General features: G+C 44.8%; 20 protein-coding genes. 16 read left to right on the top strand and 4 right to left on the bottom strand.

Going from position 1 to position 20,215, the window contains the following annotated elements:
• From C1X04_RS15695 to C1X04_RS15665, 7 genes are read left to right on the top strand one after another with little or no spacing between them, the layout of a single operon-like run.
• Positions 1 to 1,035 (top strand): EpsG family protein, encoded by a 1,035-nt coding sequence (locus tag C1X04_RS15695; protein WP_175404961.1) that lies wholly within the window; start codon positions 1 to 3, stop codon positions 1,033 to 1,035.
• Positions 1,032 to 1,919 (top strand): glycosyltransferase family 2 protein, encoded by an 888-nt coding sequence (locus tag C1X04_RS15690; protein WP_137170439.1) that lies wholly within the window; start codon positions 1,032 to 1,034, stop codon positions 1,917 to 1,919. The genes C1X04_RS15695 and C1X04_RS15690 overlap by 4 nt, the downstream gene beginning before the upstream one ends.
• 20 nt (positions 1,920 to 1,939) lie before the next feature.
• Positions 1,940 to 3,022, top strand: a complete 1,083-nt coding sequence (rfbB, locus tag C1X04_RS15685) for a dTDP-glucose 4,6-dehydratase (protein WP_137170438.1) — start codon at positions 1,940 to 1,942, stop codon at positions 3,020 to 3,022.
• A 10-nt stretch (positions 3,023 to 3,032) separates the two neighbouring features.
• Positions 3,033 to 3,914, top strand: coding sequence for a glucose-1-phosphate thymidylyltransferase RfbA (rfbA, locus tag C1X04_RS15680; RefSeq protein ID WP_137170437.1), 882 nt, complete (start codon positions 3,033 to 3,035; stop codon positions 3,912 to 3,914).
• Between the two features lie 26 nt (positions 3,915 to 3,940).
• Positions 3,941 to 4,477, top strand: coding sequence for a dTDP-4-dehydrorhamnose 3,5-epimerase (rfbC, locus tag C1X04_RS15675; protein ID WP_137170436.1), 537 nt, complete (start codon positions 3,941 to 3,943; stop codon positions 4,475 to 4,477).
• Entirely contained in the window at positions 4,478 to 5,353 is an 876-nt protein-coding gene (rfbD, locus tag C1X04_RS15670) for a dTDP-4-dehydrorhamnose reductase (RefSeq protein WP_137170435.1), read from the top strand. It abuts the gene before it with no gap.
• Positions 5,350 to 6,270 carry a glycosyltransferase family 2 protein gene (locus C1X04_RS15665; RefSeq protein WP_137170434.1) on the top strand — a complete coding sequence of 307 codons (921 nt, stop codon included), beginning with the start codon at positions 5,350 to 5,352 and terminating at the stop codon, positions 6,268 to 6,270. The genes rfbD and C1X04_RS15665 overlap by 4 nt, the downstream gene beginning before the upstream one ends.
• Positions 6,271 to 6,289: 19 nt before the next feature.
• Here C1X04_RS15665 and C1X04_RS15660 read toward each other — a convergent pair whose 3' ends face one another.
• Positions 6,290 to 7,690, bottom strand: coding sequence for an undecaprenyl-phosphate glucose phosphotransferase (locus tag C1X04_RS15660; RefSeq protein WP_137170433.1), 1,401 nt, complete (start codon positions 7,688 to 7,690; stop codon positions 6,290 to 6,292).
• A 173-nt stretch (positions 7,691 to 7,863) separates the two neighbouring features.
• Here C1X04_RS15660 and C1X04_RS15655 point away from each other — a divergent pair, with 173 nt between their 5' ends.
• The gene (locus C1X04_RS15655) at positions 7,864 to 9,099 is read left to right on the top strand and encodes an O-antigen ligase (RefSeq protein ID WP_137170432.1); all 1,236 of its coding nucleotides are present in this window, start codon (positions 7,864 to 7,866) and stop codon (positions 9,097 to 9,099) included.
• Positions 9,100 to 9,207: 108 nt separating this feature from the next.
• On the opposite strand, the gene C1X04_RS15650 is transcribed toward C1X04_RS15655, so the two are convergent.
• On the bottom strand, positions 9,208 to 9,921 hold the full coding sequence (locus C1X04_RS15650) for an FKBP-type peptidyl-prolyl cis-trans isomerase (protein ID WP_175404960.1): 714 nt from the start codon (positions 9,919 to 9,921) through the stop codon (positions 9,208 to 9,210).
• Positions 9,922 to 10,656: 735 nt separating this feature from the next.
• Positions 10,657 to 11,568 carry a lysine exporter LysO family protein gene (locus C1X04_RS15645; RefSeq protein WP_110576584.1) on the bottom strand — a complete coding sequence of 304 codons (912 nt, stop codon included), beginning with the start codon at positions 11,566 to 11,568 and terminating at the stop codon, positions 10,657 to 10,659.
• A gap of 165 nt (positions 11,569 to 11,733) precedes the next feature.
• Here C1X04_RS15645 and C1X04_RS15640 point away from each other — a divergent pair, with 165 nt between their 5' ends.
• Both C1X04_RS15640 and C1X04_RS15635 read left to right on the top strand, forming a co-directional pair.
• Positions 11,734 to 12,066 (top strand): hypothetical protein, encoded by a 333-nt coding sequence (locus C1X04_RS15640; RefSeq protein ID WP_137170431.1) that lies wholly within the window; start codon positions 11,734 to 11,736, stop codon positions 12,064 to 12,066.
• Between the two features lie 258 nt (positions 12,067 to 12,324).
• On the top strand, positions 12,325 to 13,677 hold the full coding sequence (locus tag C1X04_RS15635) for an MATE family efflux transporter (RefSeq protein WP_254682281.1): 1,353 nt from the start codon (positions 12,325 to 12,327) through the stop codon (positions 13,675 to 13,677).
• A 564-nt stretch (positions 13,678 to 14,241) separates the two neighbouring features.
• Here the strand turns inward: C1X04_RS15635 and C1X04_RS15630 are convergent.
• Positions 14,242 to 15,738 carry a cobyric acid synthase gene (locus C1X04_RS15630; RefSeq protein ID WP_137170429.1) on the bottom strand — a complete coding sequence of 499 codons (1,497 nt, stop codon included), beginning with the start codon at positions 15,736 to 15,738 and terminating at the stop codon, positions 14,242 to 14,244.
• A gap of 140 nt (positions 15,739 to 15,878) precedes the next feature.
• On the opposite strand from C1X04_RS15630, the gene cbiB reads away from it, so the two are divergent.
• From cbiB to C1X04_RS15600, 6 genes are all read left to right on the top strand, one after another.
• A complete protein-coding gene (gene cbiB, locus C1X04_RS15625) occupies positions 15,879 to 16,805 on the top strand; it encodes an adenosylcobinamide-phosphate synthase CbiB (RefSeq protein ID WP_254682280.1) in 927 nt (308 codons plus the stop codon).
• Complete coding sequence (locus tag C1X04_RS15620; protein ID WP_254682279.1) at positions 16,775 to 17,905, top strand: aminotransferase class I/II-fold pyridoxal phosphate-dependent enzyme; 1,131 nt, start codon at positions 16,775 to 16,777, stop codon at positions 17,903 to 17,905. The genes cbiB and C1X04_RS15620 overlap by 31 nt, the downstream gene beginning before the upstream one ends.
• Positions 17,902 to 18,414, top strand: coding sequence for a bifunctional adenosylcobinamide kinase/adenosylcobinamide-phosphate guanylyltransferase (gene cobU, locus C1X04_RS15615; RefSeq protein ID WP_137170426.1), 513 nt, complete (start codon positions 17,902 to 17,904; stop codon positions 18,412 to 18,414). The genes C1X04_RS15620 and cobU overlap by 4 nt, the downstream gene beginning before the upstream one ends.
• A gap of 100 nt (positions 18,415 to 18,514) precedes the next feature.
• Complete coding sequence (gene gpt / locus C1X04_RS15610; RefSeq protein ID WP_137170425.1) at positions 18,515 to 19,012, top strand: xanthine phosphoribosyltransferase; 498 nt, start codon at positions 18,515 to 18,517, stop codon at positions 19,010 to 19,012.
• A gap of 238 nt (positions 19,013 to 19,250) precedes the next feature.
• A complete protein-coding gene (locus tag C1X04_RS15605; protein WP_137170424.1) occupies positions 19,251 to 19,658 on the top strand; it encodes a DUF2914 domain-containing protein in 408 nt (135 codons plus the stop codon).
• Between the two features lie 51 nt (positions 19,659 to 19,709).
• Entirely contained in the window at positions 19,710 to 20,042 is a 333-nt protein-coding gene (locus C1X04_RS15600) for a DUF1904 family protein (RefSeq protein WP_110577465.1), read from the top strand.
• The last annotated feature ends 173 nt before the right edge of the window (positions 20,043 to 20,215 follow it).

Raw genomic sequence — 20,215 nt, 5'->3', positions numbered from 1 at the left:
ATGCTTAGAATAAAAGAATACATTTCTCTAATGCCAATTTTAATTTTTGTTTTTTTGGTTTTTCTTGCCACTGTTTTATCCGCATATTTATCGTTGGATTCATTGGCTTACCAGGAAATATTCAAAAAATATAGTGCGACAGGTTGGTCGAAAATTTGGCTAGAAATTAGAGACTATGAATTTTTTTTCTTGGCTCTGGCAAAGGTTTTTAATGGTTGGCCAAGTATTATATGGTTTGCCGTAATTGCTTTATGCTCTGTATCTTTAAAGTTAAAGCTGATACATAAGGGCAGTCGAGATTTTTATTTGTCGGTATTGTTGTATGTAGCGTATTTTTTCGTGTTACAGGATGGAACTGGTATTCGTGTATCTCTAGCCATTGCTATTGCTTTCTTTGGGGCATTCTTTTTTAGTAAAGGTCGGAGTTTTCTTGCCCTATTTATGATTGCCTCTGCTGCATTTTTATTTCATTATTCTCTTGCCCTGTTTATTTTGATATTTGCTTTTCGTGATAAAAAAATAACGTATTGCCTTATACTGACCTGGCCTTGTTTGATCTTACTTTGGTGGTTAGGTTTTAGTGGTATTTCTGTCATTAAAATGTTGGTAGTGCATATAGATTCAGATTGGATTGGCTTTAATCAGCTGAGGTCATATGCCTTAGTATATAATGAAACATCTGCTCCTTATTCAGTCCAATTTGTTTTTTTATACATTGCATCCGTTATAGTTTTTTTTCGATTTAAAGATGACTTAACCTCTTTTGAGGTGATTTGTTTTAATTGTGTATTTGTATCTCTGGTTTTTTTGGCTGTATTCGCAGGTGCTGAAAGTCTACAAAATAGAGTTAGTGAAATCTTTAGATTTGGCTTAGTTTTTGTATTTCCTCTCTATTACCGGTTTTGCTTAGAAGTGACTAAAAAGCCTGTTATAGCTAATGTTTTAATCGGTATTGGCCTCGCTGGTTATTTTTATTATTATGTATTGCACGCAGGTCTTATCATGTGGCCTGACAGTTGGGATGTTTTTTTATGAGTCGGCTTTTTTGTGTTGTTGTTAGTTTTAATCCCAATATGGAGTATTTTAAAAAAGTATTACTTGGGATATTAGAGAACGAAGTGTCAGTTGTAGTTGTTGACAATGGTTCTGAGAATATTTCTGAAATTATTGAGTTTTTGCCCACCTCTGTGGATTTGCTTAGTTTAGGAGCGAATGTTGGTATTGCTAAAGCTCAGAATTTAGGAATTAAAAACGCCTTTGATGCCGGTGCTGATTATATATGGTTAAGTGATCAGGATACTTTATACCCACCTAATTTTGCGTTTGAAATGATGAAGGTTTTCTCTTCCGCCGAGGAGGACGGGCTTAATATTGGGGCAATTGGCCCAAGTTTTTTTGAGATAAACCGGAAACGTATAGAGGCTTTTGTAAGGTTTTCCCCGTGGGGGAAGCGATTTCAACCTGAAAAAGGGCTAAACAAGGTAGCTCATTTAATTGCATCGGGAATGATTTTTTCAAAAAAAGCGTTTCAGGCCATCGGTCCAAAACGTGAAGATTTATTTATTGATTGGGTTGATTTGGAGTGGTGCTGGCGAGCTAATGCTAAAGGCTATCAAGTTTATGGTACTGGTGATGTGATGATAGAGCATAATCTTGGTGATTTAATGGTAAAAGTCGCGAATAAACAAATTTCTATTCGCAGTCCTTTTAGGCACTATTTTATTATACGTAATGGCTTGTATTTATGTTTGTATGATAAACAGCTTCCCTTGGGTGCTCGACTGCATTACCTATTACTTACCTTTGCTACCAGTGTTGCTTATCCAATTTTAGCTCCTTCTATGAAGTGGCAACATTTAAAAGTTAATACTTTAGCATTGTGGCATGGTTTGATAGGCCGACTTGGCCCTAAACCTTAACTTATTTATAGAGATATTGTATGAAAATTTTAGTCACCGGTGGTGCCGGTTTTATTGGTAGTGCCGTCGTTCGTTATTTACTGAGCAGTACTCAGTATCTTGTTGTTAATCTGGATAAGCTGACGTATGCAGGAAATTTAGAATCCATTCCTGAGTCATTGCAGAATGATAGGTATGCTTTTGAACGAGTGGATATTTGTGACGCCATTGAGTTGGATAGAGTATTCCAAACTCATCAGCCAGATGTAGTAATGCATTTGGCGGCTGAAAGCCATGTAGACCGTTCTATTGATGGGCCTGGTGATTTCATTCAAACGAATGTGGTTGGTACTTATACCTTGCTGGAAGCGAGCCGTAAGTATTGGATGGGGTTAACGGACGATAAAAAAGCCGCGTTTCGCTTTCATCATATTTCGACTGACGAGGTATATGGGGATTTGCCGCATCCAGATGAGGTGGAGGGTGAGTTGCCTATGTTTACCGAAACCACGCCTTATGCGCCTAGTTCGCCTTATTCTGCAAGCAAGGCCAGCTCGGACCATTTAGTTCGTGCTTGGTTACGTACTTACGGTTTGCCTACCATTGTAACGAATTGCTCTAACAATTATGGGCCTTACCATTTCCCCGAAAAATTAATTCCTCATGTGATCTTGAATGCCTTGTCTGGTAAAGCCTTGCCTGTGTACGGTGATGGTTCGCAAATTCGTGATTGGCTGTATGTAGAAGACCATGCTCGCGCTTTGGTGAAAGTTGCGACAGAAGGAAAAGTAGGTGAAACCTATAACATTGGCGGCCACAATGAGAAACGTAATATCGATGTGGTGAAAACGATCTGTGCTTTATTGGAAGAGCTTGTTCCAACCAAACCAAATGGCGTTATTGCTTATCAAGATTTGATCACTTATGTAAAAGACCGCCCTGGCCATGATGTTCGTTATGCGATTGATGCTAGCAAAATTGCCAATGATCTAGGTTGGAAGCCTGAGGAAACCTTTGAGACAGGTATGCGTAAGACTGTACAATGGTACTTAGACAATCAAGATTGGTGGCAGCGCGTGTTAAGTGGTGACTATCAATTACATCGTATTGGTGAAAACGCGTAAGGGCAGGGTTATGACAAAACGTAAAGGGATTATTCTTGCCGGAGGCAGTGGTACTCGTTTGCATCCGTTAACTTTAGCAACATCGAAGCAGTTGATGCCCATCTATGATAAGCCGATGATTTATTATCCTTTGTCTGTCTTGATGTTGGCAGGGATCAACGAAGTGTTGATTATTACGACACCGGAAGATCAGACGAGCTTTCAGCATTTATTGGGCGACGGTAGTCAGTTCGGTGTTGAGCTGACCTATGCGGTACAGCCAACGCCTGATGGATTAGCGCAAGCATTTTTGATAGGTGAAGACTTTATTGGTGATGACAATGTCGCGCTGGTATTAGGTGACAATATTTTCTTTGGTCAGCATTTTTCTGAAAAGTTAAAGCAAGCCTCGTCTCTTGATAAAGGCGCAACGGTATTTGGTTATCACGTTTCTGATCCTGAGCGCTTTGGGGTTGTGGCCTTTGATGATGCAGGAAAGGCCATTAGTATCGAGGAAAAACCCACTAACCCTAAATCTTCTTATGCGGTGACGGGGCTGTATTTTTACGATAACGATGTGGTTGAAATAGCTAAACAAATTAAGCCTTCAGTACGTGGTGAGTTAGAGATTACTGATGTGAACCTTGCCTATCTTAACCGTGGTGATTTGCATGTTTCCTTACTTGGGCGTGGCTTTGCTTGGCTAGATACGGGGACTCATGATTCCCTGTTAGAAGCGGGACAGTTCGTACAGACTGTTGAGCATCGTCAAGGTCTGAAGGTCGCTTGTTTAGAAGAGATTGCTTATCGCCAGCAGTGGATTAGTTCAGATCAATTGCGAGCTTCTGGTGAATCATTGAAAAAAACAGGTTATGGCCAATATTTGCTTAAAGTCGCTGATGGTTATCAATAAAAGACCATTAAAAGAAGGTAATAGTGATGAATGTTATTAAAACCATTATTGACGGTGTGGTGATTATTGAACCTAAGGTGTTTGGTGATGAACGAGGCTTTTTTTTAGAGACGTTTCAGGCCGAGCGCTATAAAGAACTGGCTGGTATTGATTTGCCATTTGTTCAAGATAACCACTCCAGGTCAGGGAAAAACGTTTTACGCGGTTTGCATTTCCAAAAAACGAATCCGCAAGGCAAGTTAGTTCGTGTTGTGCGTGGCGAAGTCTTTGATGTGGCGGTTGATATCCGTAAAGATTCGCCTACTTATGGTTTGTGGGCTGGGGTTATTTTATCAGAAGAAAATAAACGTCAGTTTTGGGTGCCGCCAGGCTTAGCCCATGGCTTTGTTGTGTTATCGGATGTGGCTGATTTTGAGTATAAGTGCACAGATTACTATGACCCGACCGATGAAGGTTGTCTGATGTGGAATGATCCGACCGTTGGTATAGAATGGCCTGAAGGCATTGAACCGATTTTGTCGGCAAAAGATCAAAACGGCCTGACATTAGGTGAGTTGATTTAAATGCGTATTTTACTCACGGGTAAGAATGGCCAGCTTGGTCGTTGTTTTCAAGATGCCTTAAAGGGCACAAATCATGAATTGTTTGCTTATGGTTCTGCCGAGCTGAATATTGCGGATGCTGATCTTGTGGCGGCAGTTGTTGAGCAAGTGAAGCCTGATATCATTGTAAATGCTGCCGCTTATACGGCGGTGGACAAGGCGGAAACCGATTCCGAAAATGCCTACCTAGTGAATGCTACTGGCCCAGAACTTTTGGCGAAACAAGCGGGTATTTTAGGTATTCCTTTTATTCATGTTTCCACCGATTATGTTTTTGATGGTGAAGCCGTTGAACCGTATCTACCCACTGACCAAACTAACCCGAAAGGTGTTTATGGCGCCTCTAAGCTCGCTGGCGAACGCGCAGTGTCGGCGGCATGTGATAAACATATTATTTTACGCACGGCTTGGGTATTTAGCGAATACGGCAATAATTTTGTTAAGACCATGGTGCGTTTGGCAAAAGAGCGTGATGCGCTGAGTGTGGTGGCCGATCAATACGGCTGCCCAACGTATGCTGGCGATTTAGCTAAGGCGATATTGCACATTTGTGAACAGCATAAGCAGGGCAAGCTCATAGCTTGGGGGACATACCATTATTGTGGTGATACACCGACCAGCTGGCATGGTTTTGCTCGTGCTATTTTTGCGAAAGCAGAGTCGCTTGGTGTTATCGCTAAACGCCCACAGCTTAAAGCGATTAGCTCCGACCAATATCCTACCCCGGCTAAGCGACCTGAGTATTCGGTAATGTCGACGCAAGCGCTTGCTTCTTTTGGTATACAGGCATCTTCGTGGAGTACTAGCCTTGCTCTCGTTTTGAGTAAGTTAAAATGATGAACTTCACTGTTGTTATTCCTACCTATAATGGCGGTGAGTTGTGGAAAGAGTCAGCTAGGCGCTTAGCCGGTCAAGCTCTGATGCCATTCAGAGTTAAGGTAATTGATTCATCTTCTAAGGACGATACTCAAGCAACGGCTCAAGAGTTTAATTTTGAAATTGAGCAAATTGAGCAAAAAGATTTTGATCATGGTGGCACAAGGTCTTATGCATTGGCTGACATTGAAACTGAGCTTGTTGTATTTTTGACTCAGGATGCTCTTTTAGAAGACGAGAAAGCGCTTTCGAATTTAGTCTCAATTTTTGATAAGGATCCGGAGGTGGTTTGTGCCTATGGTCGTCAGTTGCCGCACTTAGATGCTAATCCTCTTGCGCAACACGCTAGGTATAACAGTTATAAATCCGATAGTTACGTAACCAGTTTAAAGGAAGATTTCCCTGCTGGGTTTAGGAAGGCTTTTTTGTCTAACTCTTTTGCTGCGTATCGTGTAGATTTCTTACGTTCGATTGGTGGTTTTCCAGAGCATCTAATCTTGGGTGAAGATGCCTATGTAGCGGCAAAAGCCTTGGTTGCTAATAAAAAAGTCGCTTATGTCTCTGGGGCAAAAGTACGACATTCTCATAACTACTCTGTTGTTCAAGAGTTCCAACGCTATTTTGATATTGGTGTTTTCCACTCTACACAGTCTTGGATGATTGATGAGTTAGGCTCGGTCGAGGGAGAGGGTGTGAAATTTGCTTTAGATCAGCTGAGATATGTCTGTAAAAGCAAAAAATACACTTGGCTTATTTCGTCTACTTTTGCATCAATGGCTAAGTTTATTGGTTATAAACTTGGAAAAAAACATTCTCAGTTTGGCGTAGGGTTATCTAGAAAGTTGTCAATGTATAAAAGCTATTGGAACAGAGTGTAGTAAGAGAACGAACGCCGCTTTATGCGGCGTTTTTATGTATGAAGCCTTTCCAGAATGTCAAAAAGATAATTCTAAGGTCAAACCAAATCGACCAATGTTCTATATAGTATAGATCGCATTCAATACGTTTTTTAAGGTCTGTGTCGCCACGCCAGCCATTAATTTGCGCCCAGCCTGTAATGCCAGCTTTCACCATATGCTTTTGCATGTAGCCGGGGATTTCATGCTTAAACTGATCGACAAAGACGGTTCTTTCTGGGCGTGGTCCAACGATAGACATGTCGCCTTTCAGAACATTTATAAACTGTGGCAGTTCGTCTAAACTGGTTTTGCGAATAAAGGCGCCAAACTTGGTGACAGACATGCTTGTTGCTCCACCCCATTTTACGCCGTCCTTTTCACTGTCTACGGACATAGAGCGAAATTTTAGCATGTTGAATGATCGACCATTCCAGCTTACACGCTCTTGTCGATAGAAAACAGGTCCTGAAGAAGACAGTTTTACGCCTATGGCTAGGGCAATCATGATTGGGCTAATGCAGAGTAAAATGATGCCGGATAAAAGCTTGTCTTCTAACGATTTCAAAAAGCGGTTTTTACCTTCTAGCATGTGCGACGTGGACAAATTGATGACGGGTAAACCAGCCACTTCTGTCATTGAGTGGTTTAGTAGCTGAAAACCAAAAATGTCTGGTACCATGCGTATAGTGACAGCGCTGGTCGCTAGCGTTGTTTGTACTTGCTCCATTTGTTCCGCTTCGCTCATGGGAAGAGCTATCCATACCTGATCTATATGTAAGTCACGGACTAGTTGGTCTATATCTTTTAACCCCCCAAGAATTGGAATACCTTCTACAGAAGTTTCATTGTTTGCTGAGGTTTGATCTGTAATAAAGCCTTTAACTACCAACCCCATAGATGGATTCTGAATCAGTTTATGGGCAACATTTTGGCCTAGTTCACCATTCCCTATAATGAGCACTCGGCGTATGTTATAGCCTTTTGCTCTTAGTGCGCCAAGAGTTTGTCTTAACACAAGCCGATAACCAATGATAAAAAATGTTGAAGATGCCAGCCAGGTAGCCACCCAGATCCGAGAATAAAGTTCGGATGTTTGTGTCGCGAAGGCGCTTAGTACAAGCAATAAAAAAGTGCCAAAAGTGGCGCTGACAACGCATTGTATTTCGCTGGTGAAAGAAGAGCCTCGCCATGCGCGGTAGCCTCCAAATATGGATAATAGCGTCGCGCCAATAATGACACCTAATAACAAAACATTCTTATAGGCGATGTTTAGATCTAGGTGTGAAAAGCGTAACCAGTAACTAAGTAAACCAGTAGCGAATAAGCATAAAATATCGAGAACTCTGTGGCTTATACCGACAGATGCACTGTGTTCTTTTAATGTTAGTCCTTTTTTCACTTCTTTCTCATCTCGTATATTAGGTATAATCAATGACTTATATCCGCTGTATGATAGCAGTAAACGGATAAAAATTAATTGAATAGTCGCTCGTTAATCTGAGCGTTGTGCATTTTAACGGTATGCTTGGTATATCTGCCAGTCATGAGACCTAATAAAGGATTTTTTTTTGTATGTTGAACACTGTTTTGAGTGCTTTAGCGTGGTTTTTCGCTGCTCTGACTTTCGCGTTATCGATTACTGTGCCTAACGGCTACAACATTGGTACGACTTTTATTTTTCTTTTGTCACTTATTTTTTTGCTAAAGCCTAAATGGTCTGTGTTGAACAAAGACGACAAGTTACTTTTTTTTGGATTTGCGTTCTATGCTGTCGCTATGTTTGGTTTTGTGTATCTAGACGGATGGCATACTCGGGAGCTTGATAGACCCTCTCGATTTATTTTAGTCCTTCCAGTGCTGTTGTTATTGCTGAAATCGGCAGGGCGAGAAAAATGGCTTTGGTTTGGAACCATTATTGGGGCTATTGGAGCATTTTCTTTGGCCGTTTATGAGCGAAAGGTGCTTGGTTATGGCCGCGCTCATGGTAGTGAACATCCTATAATGTTCGGTAATACAGGGATGTTGCTTGGATTGATGAGCTTTGTGTCTGCAACCTATTTTTACGCTAATAAACGTCGTATATGGATGATGTTGGCTGTTCTGGGTGGTTTGTGTGGTATTGGAGCTTCAGTCTTGTCTGCTTCTCGTGGTGGCTGGGTTGCTCTTCCTCTGATTGGTTTTTTCCTGCTGTGGCAAAGTCGTTTTTTATTAGGGAAAAAGCTTGTGTGGGGTGTTTGTATCACGTCTATGCTCTTAGTCACTGCGGCAGTAGTTGTTCCTCAGACGGGAATAAAAGATCGAATTGGTCAGGCGATTAACGATGTTGTTAGGTATGATAAGGGGGTTGATAAAGATTCCTCTGTTGGACTTAGGTTCGAAATGTGGAAAGCGGCCTTGATTATGTTTGAAGAGTCTCCTTTAGTCGGGGTTGGCGAATACGGTAGCGTCGCAGTAAAGGAACGTCTTATTGGTGAAGGGACAGTATCTGAAAAAGTATTAACTCATAGTCATGCACATAATGAATTTATTAATGCATTGGGTTTAACTGGTATTATTGGTTTTGCATTTCTCATAGCTGTGTATTTGATTCCTCTACGGCTCTTTCTTAAGAAAATGCGTCAGTACCCTGACAATTGGAATATTCGGTCCTTTGCTATGGCAGGGGCTTTGGTCCCTATGTGTTATATGGATTTTGGTCTATCGCAGGTGATGTTTAGTCACAATATTGGTGTGATGATGTACGTCTTTTCGATAGTGTATTTTTGGGCTGCGGTTCGTTGGGCTGAACGAAAAGAATTGTCGAAATGAAAGCGTATTTCAAAAAGGCATTAATTCACCAAGAAGGGTAATGTTCCATAAAAATGGCCATCAAGTGATGGCCATTGTTTTAAGTGTTTGGCTATTTTTTAAAAAAGCTTATTTCGCTTCTTTTGTTTCTTCCGCTTTTTCTATGTTGTGTAGTTCTACAACAAATTTAAGCGCGGCATTTGGTGGAATTGGGCCTGTGCCGCCAGGGCCGTAAGCAAGATCCGCTGGGATGTATAGCTCGTATTTAGAGCCAACAGGCATAAGCTGGAGACCTTCTGTCCAGCCAGGGATAACGCCATTCAATGGGAAAGTAATGGACTCGCCACGTTTGTATGAGCTATCGAATACGGTGCCGTCTGCTAGGCTACCTTCGTAATCCACTTCCACTGTGTCTGTTGCGCTTGGCTTATCGCCTTTACCTTCGGTGATAACTTTGTAAAGCAAACCCGATTCGGTTTTTTTCACGCCATCTTCTGCTTCTTTCTCTTTTAACCATGCAGCGGAAGCGGCTTTGGCTTCTTCAGCGGCTTTTTCTTGCTCAAGTTGCGCTTTTTCCATTTGCTCTTGCTGATAAGCTTGGATGGTTTGAGTAACTTCTTCCATGCTCATTTTGCCTTCTTTGCCAGCAAATGCATCTTGGAAACCCGCCATGAAAGTTTTCATGTCTAGTTCAGAGAAATCTTGTGACATGCGTGTGCCAAACATGGTGCCAATGCTGTAGCCAAGGCGCTGTTCTTTCGAATCTAGTTTAATTGCACTGTCGTCTGCGTACGCAAAAGAAACAGAGGACATAACCAGCGCCGCAATAAGTGTTTTTTTCATAAGAAAGTGTTCCATTATTTATTAATTTATCACCGGGTGATGTGAAGCGTAAGACGGAGTTCGATTCGCATACAGTATTTAATAAAGCATTTATGGGGCGTTAACAAAGCAGGAACAATGGTATACGCCTTGTGCTTTGCAAAATCAGATCCGCTGACCTTTTGTAACATAAGTGTTTAACATAAGGTAGGCTGTTTTATGCCAATTTATATGCTAGTACGTTAGTTACCAAAGTGACCCCTTCACCTGCACACTTTGCTTTAGTTCCAATAGATCTCTCTTTTATTTCGAGAACGGTTCCACAAAGCACAAGACGTGTTGAGAGATTAATCCGCTATTCTTTGGTCAGACAATCGCTTTTACAAAAGCATGACGGTGTTTGCGAAAGACGCTTTTTTTGTCTGGCTGTCTTTACGGTTTATTGACATTTTTCGTAGGGCAGATGAACGAGGTACGAGTGTGATCTGCCGTTGGGGTTGTTGGAATGTCACTTTTTTTCAGGTAAGCGCCTCGTTCCTCGTCTCATCCGAGCTACGAGGTGGTGGGTGATGGGATGTGGTTGGTGGTTTCGTGGACTTGGTTGGGGATGTCGGATCACGCCTCGTGCCTCGTCTCATCCGACCTACGGGTTGGTGTGTGTTGGGATGTGGTTGGTGGTTTCGTGGACTTGGTTGGGAATGTCGGATCACGCCTCGTTCCTCGTCTCATCCGACCTACGGGGTGGTGGGTGTTGTTCTAAACTCTCATGAACAATGGGATCAAAATGGGCACTAGAATGCTCATAATAAAACCGCTGGCGATGCAGACTGGGATGATTTGCGCACCGTGAAATTTGCCCAGCATGGGCAAGGTAAAGTCCATGGCCGTGGCGCCAGAATAGCCAACAGACATGTGGCTGTTGAGCCTCGCTAAGAATGGTATCAGCATGAGCGCCAAGATCTCGCGACCAAGGTCAAGCAAGAAAGCGGTGGTGCCAAGCACAGGATCGCCTAGGCCTGTGATAAGAATGCCTGACAAACTGTACCAGCCGAAGCCTGAGACGACGGCTAGGCCTTGGTTCCAGCTTAGTCCTAATACAACACTGCCAATCCAACCAGCCAGTAAGGTGGTGACGATGGTAACAAGCGCAATGATGACGCCTTGTGAATTCAAGAAGAGCTTACGTAGGCGATGGTTGCCTTGACGAAGTTGGCAGCCGATCAAAAACAGTAGAACATACAGCAAGCCTGTAACCAGCTCGTCTACACCCGTTAGCCAATCTTTGGCAAAAATCCCGACAATCAAACCACCGATCACCCAAGCGAGGGTTTTTGCTGCGTCCATTAGAGCATGGCTTTTGCTGTCTGAGGGGCCTTGCGCAAGGCTGTCAGCATGAGTGCCACCAAAGCGCAGACCGCTTAGATATAAGCCTCCTAGGCTTAATACGCTGATCAGCACAAAGAAAATCGTGGCTTGGTAACCCGCGATAAATAACTTCTGCGCTAAGTTATCCAGTGCGCCTAAGCTAAAGCCGATTAAGCCCAAAATAAGGTAAACCAGCTGTTCTAATCCTTTTGCCACTCGAGCCGGTGTGAATAGCTTGATGTCGACCCAGTAACCAAAGAGAAGGGCGATTAATAAGGGGCCGAGGGTAGTGAGGATGGTCATGTAAAATAGTCTTCCTAGACGTGTTTAATAAATGCTGGAGCGGCATTTTCTCGGTATTGAGTTGTAAATACAAGTTTGGATTGTGTGTTTCGGGTAAATGTCGGATCACGCCTCGTTCCTTGTTTCATCCGATTTACGGGGGGGGTGGGTGATGTTTGGGTTGAAATGTCACTTTTTTCAGGTAAGCGCCTCGTTCCTCGTCTCATCCGACCTACGGGTTGGTGTGTGTTGGGATGTGGTTGGTGGTTTCGTGGACTTGGTTGGGGATGTCGGATCACGCCTCGTTCCTCGTCTCATCCGACCTACGGGTTGGTGTGTGTTGGGATGTGGTTGGTGGTTTCGTGGACTTGGTTGGGGATGTCGGATCACGCCTCGTTCCTCGTCTCATCCGACCTACGGGGTGTGGTGTTGTTTTGGTTTGAAATGTCACTTTTTTCAGGTAAGCGCCTCGTGCCTCGTCTCATCCGACCTACGGGGTGTGGTGTTGTTTTGGTTTGAAATGTCACTTTTTTCAGGTAAGCGCCTCGTTCCTCGCCTCATCCGACCTACGGGGTGTGGTGTTGTGATGTTTGGGTTGGAATGTCACTTTTTCAGGTAAGCGCCTCGTTCCTCGCCTCATCCGATCTACGGGGTGGTGGGGAAGTGAAATAAACCTGACCAACGGTGCAATGTTGGGGGATCAGTGGTAAATTGCTCGGCTGTTTTTCTAGTGTTTTCTATGGATAGTCGGTGGTGCCTGTGGTTAAGCGTTTTCCAGTGTTAAAAGAAGTTCTGCATTTGTTGTTTCCTATGATTCTGACGATGACATTGGAGCTGTCGATCAGTGTGGTCGATACTATTATGCTTGGGCATTACAGTGCCTTGCATTTGGCGGCGGTTGGTTTGGCGTCGAGTTTATGGCTACCGGTTGGTTGTTTCTTGATTGGTGTGACTTTCGGTCTGACGCCGCTGGTAACACGTCACTTGCATGGTAGGCAGCCGAAGCTGGTTAACCTTTATATGTCGCAAGCGGTAGGTTTGTCTGTAGGGCTTGGTTTGTTGGCCAGTTTGGTGGCCATTTTCTTGTTGCCTTATTTCGCGCAGTTGATGGCGACAGAGGAGGAAACAAGACAAGTAACGGTTTCTTATTTGTATATTTTTGCCCCAGCGCTTCCTATGCTTGCGTTGATGACCGCCTACAAAAATCTCTTTGAAGCGGCAGGTCGTCCTGGCTTTCCTTTGTTCGTCGCCAGCTTTGGTTTAGTACTAAACATCTTGTTCAATTATGTGCTGATTTTTGGCAAGTTTGGTTTTCCAGAAATGGGCGCAAAAGGCGCGGCATTAGCGTCTGCTTTGTCTTTGTATTTAGCTGTGTCGATGTTTTTTGTTTACGACCGCTTTATCAATAAAACGCCTTTGTTTACCCGCTTAGTGTGGCGCTACACGCGCAAGTTTGGGATCTTATTGAATGTCGGTGCGCCAGCGGGGTTTGCTTTTGCCTTTGAAGTGGGCTTGTTTTCTTCGATGACGTGGCTGATTTCGTCCTTTGGTGATTTGGCATTGGGCGGTGGTCAGATTGTTATGTCTTATACGTCTTTCTTGTTTACGCCAATGATGGCCATGAGTGCCGTGACGGCGATTGTGGTCGCTAAAGCTATGTCGAAAGAGGGCGTTAGCGGTGTTAGAAAGCGTATTCGAGTGATTGTCTGGCTAGGGCTTTCTTATGTGAGTACCTGCTTTGTTATCACTCAGGTCTTTCATGAACAGATACCTTACATTTATAGCAGTAATGCTGAAGTGGTTGCCTTGGCAGCGAGCATCTTGCTGATCTCTTCTTGTTATCAGTTTCCTGATATGTTGCAAACCGTGTTCACTGGTGCCTTACGTGGTTTTCGTGAAACGCGTTCAACTATGATTGCCTTCGCCGTGTCTTTGTTTGGCTTGAGTATTCCATTTGGCTTTTGGCTGTCTCATTACAGCCCTTGGGCGGAAACCTTGTCTCTGCGCGGTTTTTATATTGGCTTGGGCGCGGGTTTAACCCTATTAGCGACGATCCTTATTGTGCGTTTTCGAATTGTGCTACGTCGCTATGAAGGCAAACGCATTGCCTCGCCTAGGGAAGTGGCGTAGCGAAAGCATTTTGTCCCTATTCGTTTCGTAGGGCAGATGAACGAGGTACGAGTGTGATCTGCCGTTGGGGGGATTGGAATGTCGGATCACGCCTCGTTCCTCGTTTCATCCGACCTACGGGTTGGGTGGGGGATGTTTGGATTGAAATGTCACTTTTTTTAGGTAAGCGCCTCGTTCCTCGCCTCATCCGACCTACGGGTTGGGTGGGTGATGTTTGGATTGAAATGTCACTTTTTTCAGGTAAGCGCCTCGTGCCTCGTCTCATCCGACCTATGGGTTGGGTGGGTGATGTTTGGATTGAAATGTCACTTTTTTCAGGTAAGCGCCTCGTGCCTCGTCTCATCCGACCTACGGGTTGGTGGGTGCGATGTCTTTGTTGGAATGTCGGATTACGCCTCGTGCCTCGTCTCATCCGACCTATGGGTTGGGTGGGTGATGTTTGGATTGAAATGTCACTTTTTTCAGGTAAGCGCCTCGTGCCTCGTCTTATCCGACCTACGGGTTGGTGGGTGCGATGTCTTTGTTGGAATGTCGGATCACGCCTCGTGCCTCGTCTCATCCGACCTACGGGGTGGTGGGGTGTTGAAATGCTCGGCATTGCTCTATTAATGCGTCTATGTCCATGTGCTGTTCTGCGCTGTCGGCGAGGCGGTTGATTTCGCTGTCACGGTATTGGTCGTAGTCGAAGGCGGCGGCTTGGTCGACGCCTGCCCAGTTAAGCAAGGCTTGTAGGGCTTCTGGGTGGTCAAATACGCCGTGCAGATAGGTTCCGATGATTTGGTTGTCGTCGGAAACATAGCCTTCTTTCTCGCCATTTTCTAATTCTGCAAAGTGTTTGTAGGCGGTTGCATTGGAAAACTGTGATACGCCAGAGTGAATTTCGTAGCCTGTGACTTTTGAATCTGCCACGAATATGAGCTTGCCGTGTCGTTGTTTAAGTTGTTTTTCTTCTTTCAGTTCCGTTTGCATGGGAATCCAACCAAAGCCAGGCGCGTTCGTGTTGGGCTCATGGTTTTCGAGTCCGAGTGGGTCAAGCAGTTGTTCGCCGAGCATTTGGTAGCCGCCACAAATCCCTATGACTTTTCCGCCGTATCTAAGGTGTTTATTCAGGTAATCTTCCCAGCCTTCTTGGCGTAAGAAGGCGAGGTCGCTTTGCACGCTTTTGCTGCCTGGTAAGATGACGAGATCCGCTGGTGGAATGGTTTCATTCGCGCCAACAAGGGTCACTTGGACATCGGGATGAAGGCGTAGCGCGTCCCAATCTGTGTGGTTGCTGGTGCGTGGCATGATAGGAATGACGATGTTTAATTTGGCGTTGCTGTCGTTTTTTATTGGGCTTTTGGCAACGGCGTCTTCGGATTCTAGGTGAAACCCTTTTAAGAAAGGCAGTACGCCTAAAACGGGTTTTCCAGTGCGTTCTTCTAACCAATCTAAACCCGATTGCAGCAAGCTGATGTCGCCACGAAAACGATTAATCACAAAGCCAATCACTCTGTCTTGTTCGCTTTGGCTGAGTAAATCCAGCGTCCCAACGAGGTGAGCAAACACGCCGCCTTTGTCGATATCGGCGATGATGATAACAGGGCAGTTTATGCTCTCTGCGAATCCCATGTTGGCGATATCGCGGGCACGTAGGTTGATCTCGGCGGGGCTGCCTGCGCCTTCAATTAATACAGCTTGGTATTGTTCGGCTAAGCGATGATAGGAATCCAGTGCGGCGGTTTTGGCGATGCTTTTGTATTCGTGGTAACCCACCGCGTTCATGTTGCCCACGGCTTTGCCTTGGATGATGACTTGCGCGCCTGTGTCTGTGTTGGGTTTGAGTAGAATGGGGTTCATATCTACATGAGGTTCAAGCCCTGCGGCATAGGCTTGCACAGCTTGGGCGCGGCCTATTTCGTTGCCATCTTTTGTGACGGCGCTGTTGAGTGCCATGTTTTGTGGTTTAAACGGCGCGACTTGAATGCCTCGGCGGGTGAACAAACGGCATAATGCCGTGACTAAGGTGCTTTTTCCGGCGTCCGAGGTGGTTCCTTGGATCATTAAACTAAAGGCTGGCATTCAGTATCATCACGCTTCAAATCAATAAGGTGATAGAATTCTACCTTACCTGTTCACCTTGTTAAGTGAAAATACGACCTATATTTATGATCCTTGCTAATTTAAACAGTAGTTTTGATGGTTTTCTTGGTGTGTTCTCTATGACCAGTTTCATTTTGGTGGCGGCTTTGGTGCTGGATCGCTTATTAGGCGAGCCAAAAACTTGGCATCCTTTGATTTGGTTTGGCCGCTGGGTAGACCTTTGTCGCACGCATATTCAGTTACCTTTAGAGGCTTCTCAATCACGTCAACGCTTGGTGGGGGTGTTGGCTTGGCTGGTGGCGGTTTTGCCTTGGATGCTGATTTTAGTGGCTCTGCTGTGGTTATTGCCGAATTGGCTGGATACCTTGTTGTCCGTGTTGGTGCTGTATTTTGCGATTGGTTGGCAGAGTTTGCGCGAGCATGCGTTGGCGATTTATCAGCCTTTGTCGACTGAGCCTCTTTCTAGCGAAAAGTTAGATGAAGCCCGTCTTGCCGTGAGTTATATCGTCAGCCGTGATACGCAGAATTTAGATGAATCCGCGGTGGCAAAAGCCGGGATCGAGTCGGTATTAGAAAATGGCAGTGATGCGATATTCGCACCGATATTCTGGTTTATTCTCTTCGGTGCGCCGGGCGTGCTCTTGTATCGTCTTGCCAACACGCTGGATGCCATGTGGGGCTATAAAACCGAGTCCTTGAGGTATTTTGGTTGGTGCGCAGCACGTTTGGATGATGTATTAAATTATGTTCCCGCTCGTCTGGTGGTTTATACCTATGGGGCTTGTGGTAAATGGCGTTCTGCTATTCGTAGTGCACGACGACCTTCGGCCCGTTGGAAAAGCCCCAATGCTGGCCCGGTAATGGCGGCTGGAGCGGGCGCTTTGGGGATTCAGTTAGGTGGCGAAGCACCGTATTTTGGTAAAGTCGAAACGCGACCCATTCTAGGCGAGGGTGACTTACCGACGCCTCAACATTTAAAAGAAGCCATTTGGCTGGTGGATAAAAGCGTATATTTATGGGGATTGGTAATATGTCTGTTGGTTTAGGTTTTTCTAAGTTAGAAAACCTTCCTAACTTGGAAAGCTTGCCGCCAAAGCACGGCGGTGATTTGGCTTATTGGCAGCGCAGGGTGGGGAATGAGGCGTTGAATTGGTTGGATTTATCCTCCGCCTGTAACCGTGAGCCTTGGCCTATTCCGGAAATAGCGCCTGAGCTATGGATGGATTTACCTGATCAAGCGAATTTATTAGAAGAGGCCGAGCGTTATTTTGGTCGTCGTCCCAATGCCATTGGTGCAGGCTCTCAACATATTATCGAAGCTTTGCCGCCCATGTTGATCGCCACAAACGCGTTAACCCCAAATTTAACCAAGCACACTGTTTTTGTGCCACGTATTGGTTATCAAGAACACGCTTTTGCTTGGAAGAAATGGGGCTTTGAGATTACGTATTACGATGCCTTGGAAGACTTGCTCGACCAAAAATGGGCGGTGGCGGTGGTCATTCAACCGAATAATCCCACAGGAGAAGTGGCCTCAGCGGAGGTTTTGTCTCTGCTGATTGCTCATGCTGAACAGCTAGGCGCGAATATTGTTGTGGACGAAGCTTTTGTGGATGCTTGTCCTGAACTGAGTCTATTGGATACTTTGAAAGGTGAATTGCTGAGCGAATCGCTTTTCGTTTTGCGCTCTGTCGGGAAATTTTTTGGCTTGGCTGGCGCTCGGGTTGGTTTTGCTTTTTGTGCGGATAAATGGCAAACCCCTTTGAAAAATTTGCTAGGGCCTTGGCCCGTTGCCACGCCAAGCTTACATCTGGTGGCGCTCGCTTTTGCTGATAAAGACTGGCAATCATCCGCTTTGCAGCGTTTAAAAGTACGCCAAGCGGCCTTTGAAGAAAGGGTGATGCCAAAATTCAACACCATTTTTGATTCCCAAGACAGGGCATCGAATCCTTTGTTTGTGACTTGGTTTCTTGAAAGCGAAGCACACGCCAAGCAAGTTTTTGACATGTTGCATCAAGTTGGTGTTCACACCCGTTTGGGGGAAGGTTGGATTCGTGTCGCCTTGCCCGCGCTTAATGAAATGGACGCTTTGAACAGCGCCTTGATTCGCTTATTAAAAACCGCAGGGGGCAGGGAGTTAGCATGAAGCATCTTGTATTGGGTGGCGTTCGTAGTGGCAAAAGTGCTTACGCTGAAGAGCAAGTCGCTTCGTTTAATAAAGCGGTCTGTTATGTAGCGACCTCCCAAATTTGGGACGAAGAGATGGCGGAGCGCGTGCGTTTGCATCAAGTCCGCCGCCCCAAAGAATGGCGGGTGATTGAAGAGCCGTTAGCATTAGCGGACTTGTTGACTGAGGTAAACTCGTCTGAACAAGCGGTGATCGTAGAATGTTTTAGTTTGTGGGTGACAAACCTTCTGTGTCTGGAAGACGAAGCCCGCTTAGAAAATGAGAAGCGAGCGCTTTTTCAAGCCGTTGCCGAGTTCAAAGGCGACTTGGTGCTGGTGTCTAGTGAAGTGGGATTGGGCGTGATGCCGATGAATGCCCTTGCTAGGCGTTTTGGTGATGAGCTAGGAAGTATTAATCAAAAATTGGCTAAATTGACCGATCGGGTAACTTTTGTTGCGGCAGGACTGCCTATGCAGCTAAAATCCTAATCTTCCATTTATACTCTGTGTTTTCTTGAGCTATTATTGCTCTTGGCAGCACTCTTATATTCAATAATTGCAATTGATAGCGAAAAGCGTAGGAGCTTTGATGACCCCTTATTCAAAAGATTTTCCAGTGTCTTGGGAAGAGCTACATAGAAATGCTCGTGCTTTGTCTTGGCGTTTGCTGGAGCAGGGTCCTTGGAAAGGGATTATTGCGATTACCCGTGGTGGTTTGGTGCCAGCGGCTATTCTGTGTCGTGAAATGGATATCCGCTTAATCGACACGATTTGTATCGTCAGCTACGGCGAAGATGAAAGTGGCAATGGAGCCATGAAGCAGGGCGACCTAAATGTGCTTAAAGGCGTTGAAGGTGATGGTGAAGGCTTTATCCTGATTGACGACTTGGTCGATACGGGGCGTACCGCTGCGAAAGTTCGTGAAATGCTACCAAAGGCGCATTTTGCCACTATTTACGCCAAGCCAGCTGGTAAGCCGTTAGTTGATACTTTTATCACAGAGGTTAGCCAAGACACTTGGATTCGCTTCCCTTGGGATATGGAATATACTTTTTCTACCCCGCTTGCTAATCGTCAACCAAAGTAAGCATTCACTTCTATTTCTGCGTATTAGTTTCTTCATAGAAAATGAGTCGTTTTTTGACACAAAAGTAACGAGAGTATTTGCAAATTTACACAAAACTCTCGCTACTTTTACACAGTATTCAGCTACTTTTATGATTAGATTCCATTCTCAATTTAGAGCCAAAGCAGACTAAGAAATTAGCTGTTTTTATGCATTTTAAATGCGCTTACTTTTATGAAAAATATAATAGGATTTTAATATGTGGAAAATGCTAATTCGAGTTGCTTTGGCGAGCGTTTTATCGCTATCGATGGCGGTTCCTGCGTTTGCACAAGGTACGGTAGCCCGTGCTCAATTTACCTCAGACGTAATTGACCGTGAGCCAATAGACGATATCGGCCCGAGTGTACAAGTAGAATATGGCGGCATTCAGCGAGTGTATTTCTTTAGTGACTTACGCGACATGGAAGGCAGTCATGTTATTCACCGTTGGAAATTAGACGGGGAAGAGCAAGCTGATGTTGATTTTGACATTGGTGGTGACCGTTGGAGAGTTTGGTCTAGCAAGCGCCTTATGCCTGGTTTCGATGGCAAATGGAGTGTTGAAGTGGTTCAGGATGATGTTGTGATCGACACTTATTCATTTGACTATGTAGATGAAAATTAAAAAATCAGGCATTCTCTGTCGTAACTTGTAATCTATGATTAAGGATTTTTTATGCCTCATCTACGTGTCCGAGGATTGGCTTTCGACGAACTGGAATCCATTGCTGATATCCTAATAGAAAACTTGGCGGAAGTGACCGATACGCCGAACTCACACTTCACTCTAGAGTACCAAGCAACGACCTATCTGGCCGTTGGCGGTGCTTCTCCGGCTTACCCGTTTTTTGATGTCTTGTGGTTCGACCGAGGTGACGAAGTAAAGCGCAAAGTGGCCTTAATCATCGAAGAATTGGTTCGACCTCTGGTGGACAGTGGGCAAGACATAACGGTTTTGTTCCATGATCTGCAAGGCAAGGACTACTATGAGAATGGCGAGCATTTTTGATCGATCTTTTCTCGACTACTGCGCTTGCTAACACTTTGTTAAAAATAGACTCGGAATGCTCATTTATAATTATAACTCGGCTTTGGCTCCCTGCGTCGCTCTAACACCTACATCCATGTAGGTGTCCGCTTCCTCGTCTATTTTTGCCTCGTTTTAGCTTCGCTCGTCACCTC

This window comes from Marinomonas sp. FW-1 (assembly GCF_005222245.1).
Classification (GTDB): Bacteria; Pseudomonadota; Gammaproteobacteria; order Pseudomonadales; family Marinomonadaceae; genus Marinomonas; species Marinomonas alcarazii.
This window is presented reverse-complemented; position numbering and strand designations above follow the sequence as displayed.

Bases quoted from the DNA above. Each gene is read 5' to 3' on its own strand.
- C1X04_RS15630 (WP_137170429.1), bottom strand. From the start codon at position 15,738: ATGCCAGCCTTTAGTTTAATGATCCAAGGAACCACCTCGGACGCCGGA.
- C1X04_RS15605 (WP_137170424.1), top strand. From the start codon at position 19,251: ATGTGGAAAATGCTAATTCGAGTTGCTTTGGCGAGCGTTTTATCGCTA.
- rfbD (WP_137170435.1), top strand. From the start codon at position 4,478: ATGCGTATTTTACTCACGGGTAAGAATGGCCAGCTTGGTCGTTGTTTT.
- cobU (WP_137170426.1), top strand. From the start codon at position 17,902: ATGAAGCATCTTGTATTGGGTGGCGTTCGTAGTGGCAAAAGTGCTTAC.
- C1X04_RS15665 (WP_137170434.1), top strand. From the start codon at position 5,350: ATGATGAACTTCACTGTTGTTATTCCTACCTATAATGGCGGTGAGTTG.
- C1X04_RS15640 (WP_137170431.1), top strand. From the start codon at position 11,734: ATGTCACTTTTTTCAGGTAAGCGCCTCGTTCCTCGTCTCATCCGACCT.
- cbiB (WP_254682280.1), top strand. From the start codon at position 15,879: ATGACCAGTTTCATTTTGGTGGCGGCTTTGGTGCTGGATCGCTTATTA.
- C1X04_RS15655 (WP_137170432.1), top strand. From the start codon at position 7,864: ATGTTGAACACTGTTTTGAGTGCTTTAGCGTGGTTTTTCGCTGCTCTG.
- gpt (WP_137170425.1), top strand. From the start codon at position 18,515: ATGACCCCTTATTCAAAAGATTTTCCAGTGTCTTGGGAAGAGCTACAT.
- rfbC (WP_137170436.1), top strand. From the start codon at position 3,941: ATGAATGTTATTAAAACCATTATTGACGGTGTGGTGATTATTGAACCT.
- C1X04_RS15600 (WP_110577465.1), top strand. From the start codon at position 19,710: ATGCCTCATCTACGTGTCCGAGGATTGGCTTTCGACGAACTGGAATCC.
- C1X04_RS15650 (WP_175404960.1), bottom strand. From the start codon at position 9,921: ATGAAAAAAACACTTATTGCGGCGCTGGTTATGTCCTCTGTTTCTTTT.
- C1X04_RS15645 (WP_110576584.1), bottom strand. From the start codon at position 11,568: ATGACCATCCTCACTACCCTCGGCCCCTTATTAATCGCCCTTCTCTTT.
- C1X04_RS15695 (WP_175404961.1), top strand. From the start codon at position 1: ATGCTTAGAATAAAAGAATACATTTCTCTAATGCCAATTTTAATTTTT.
- C1X04_RS15690 (WP_137170439.1), top strand. From the start codon at position 1,032: ATGAGTCGGCTTTTTTGTGTTGTTGTTAGTTTTAATCCCAATATGGAG.
- rfbB (WP_137170438.1), top strand. From the start codon at position 1,940: ATGAAAATTTTAGTCACCGGTGGTGCCGGTTTTATTGGTAGTGCCGTC.
- C1X04_RS15620 (WP_254682279.1), top strand. From the start codon at position 16,775: ATGGGGATTGGTAATATGTCTGTTGGTTTAGGTTTTTCTAAGTTAGAA.
- rfbA (WP_137170437.1), top strand. From the start codon at position 3,033: ATGACAAAACGTAAAGGGATTATTCTTGCCGGAGGCAGTGGTACTCGT.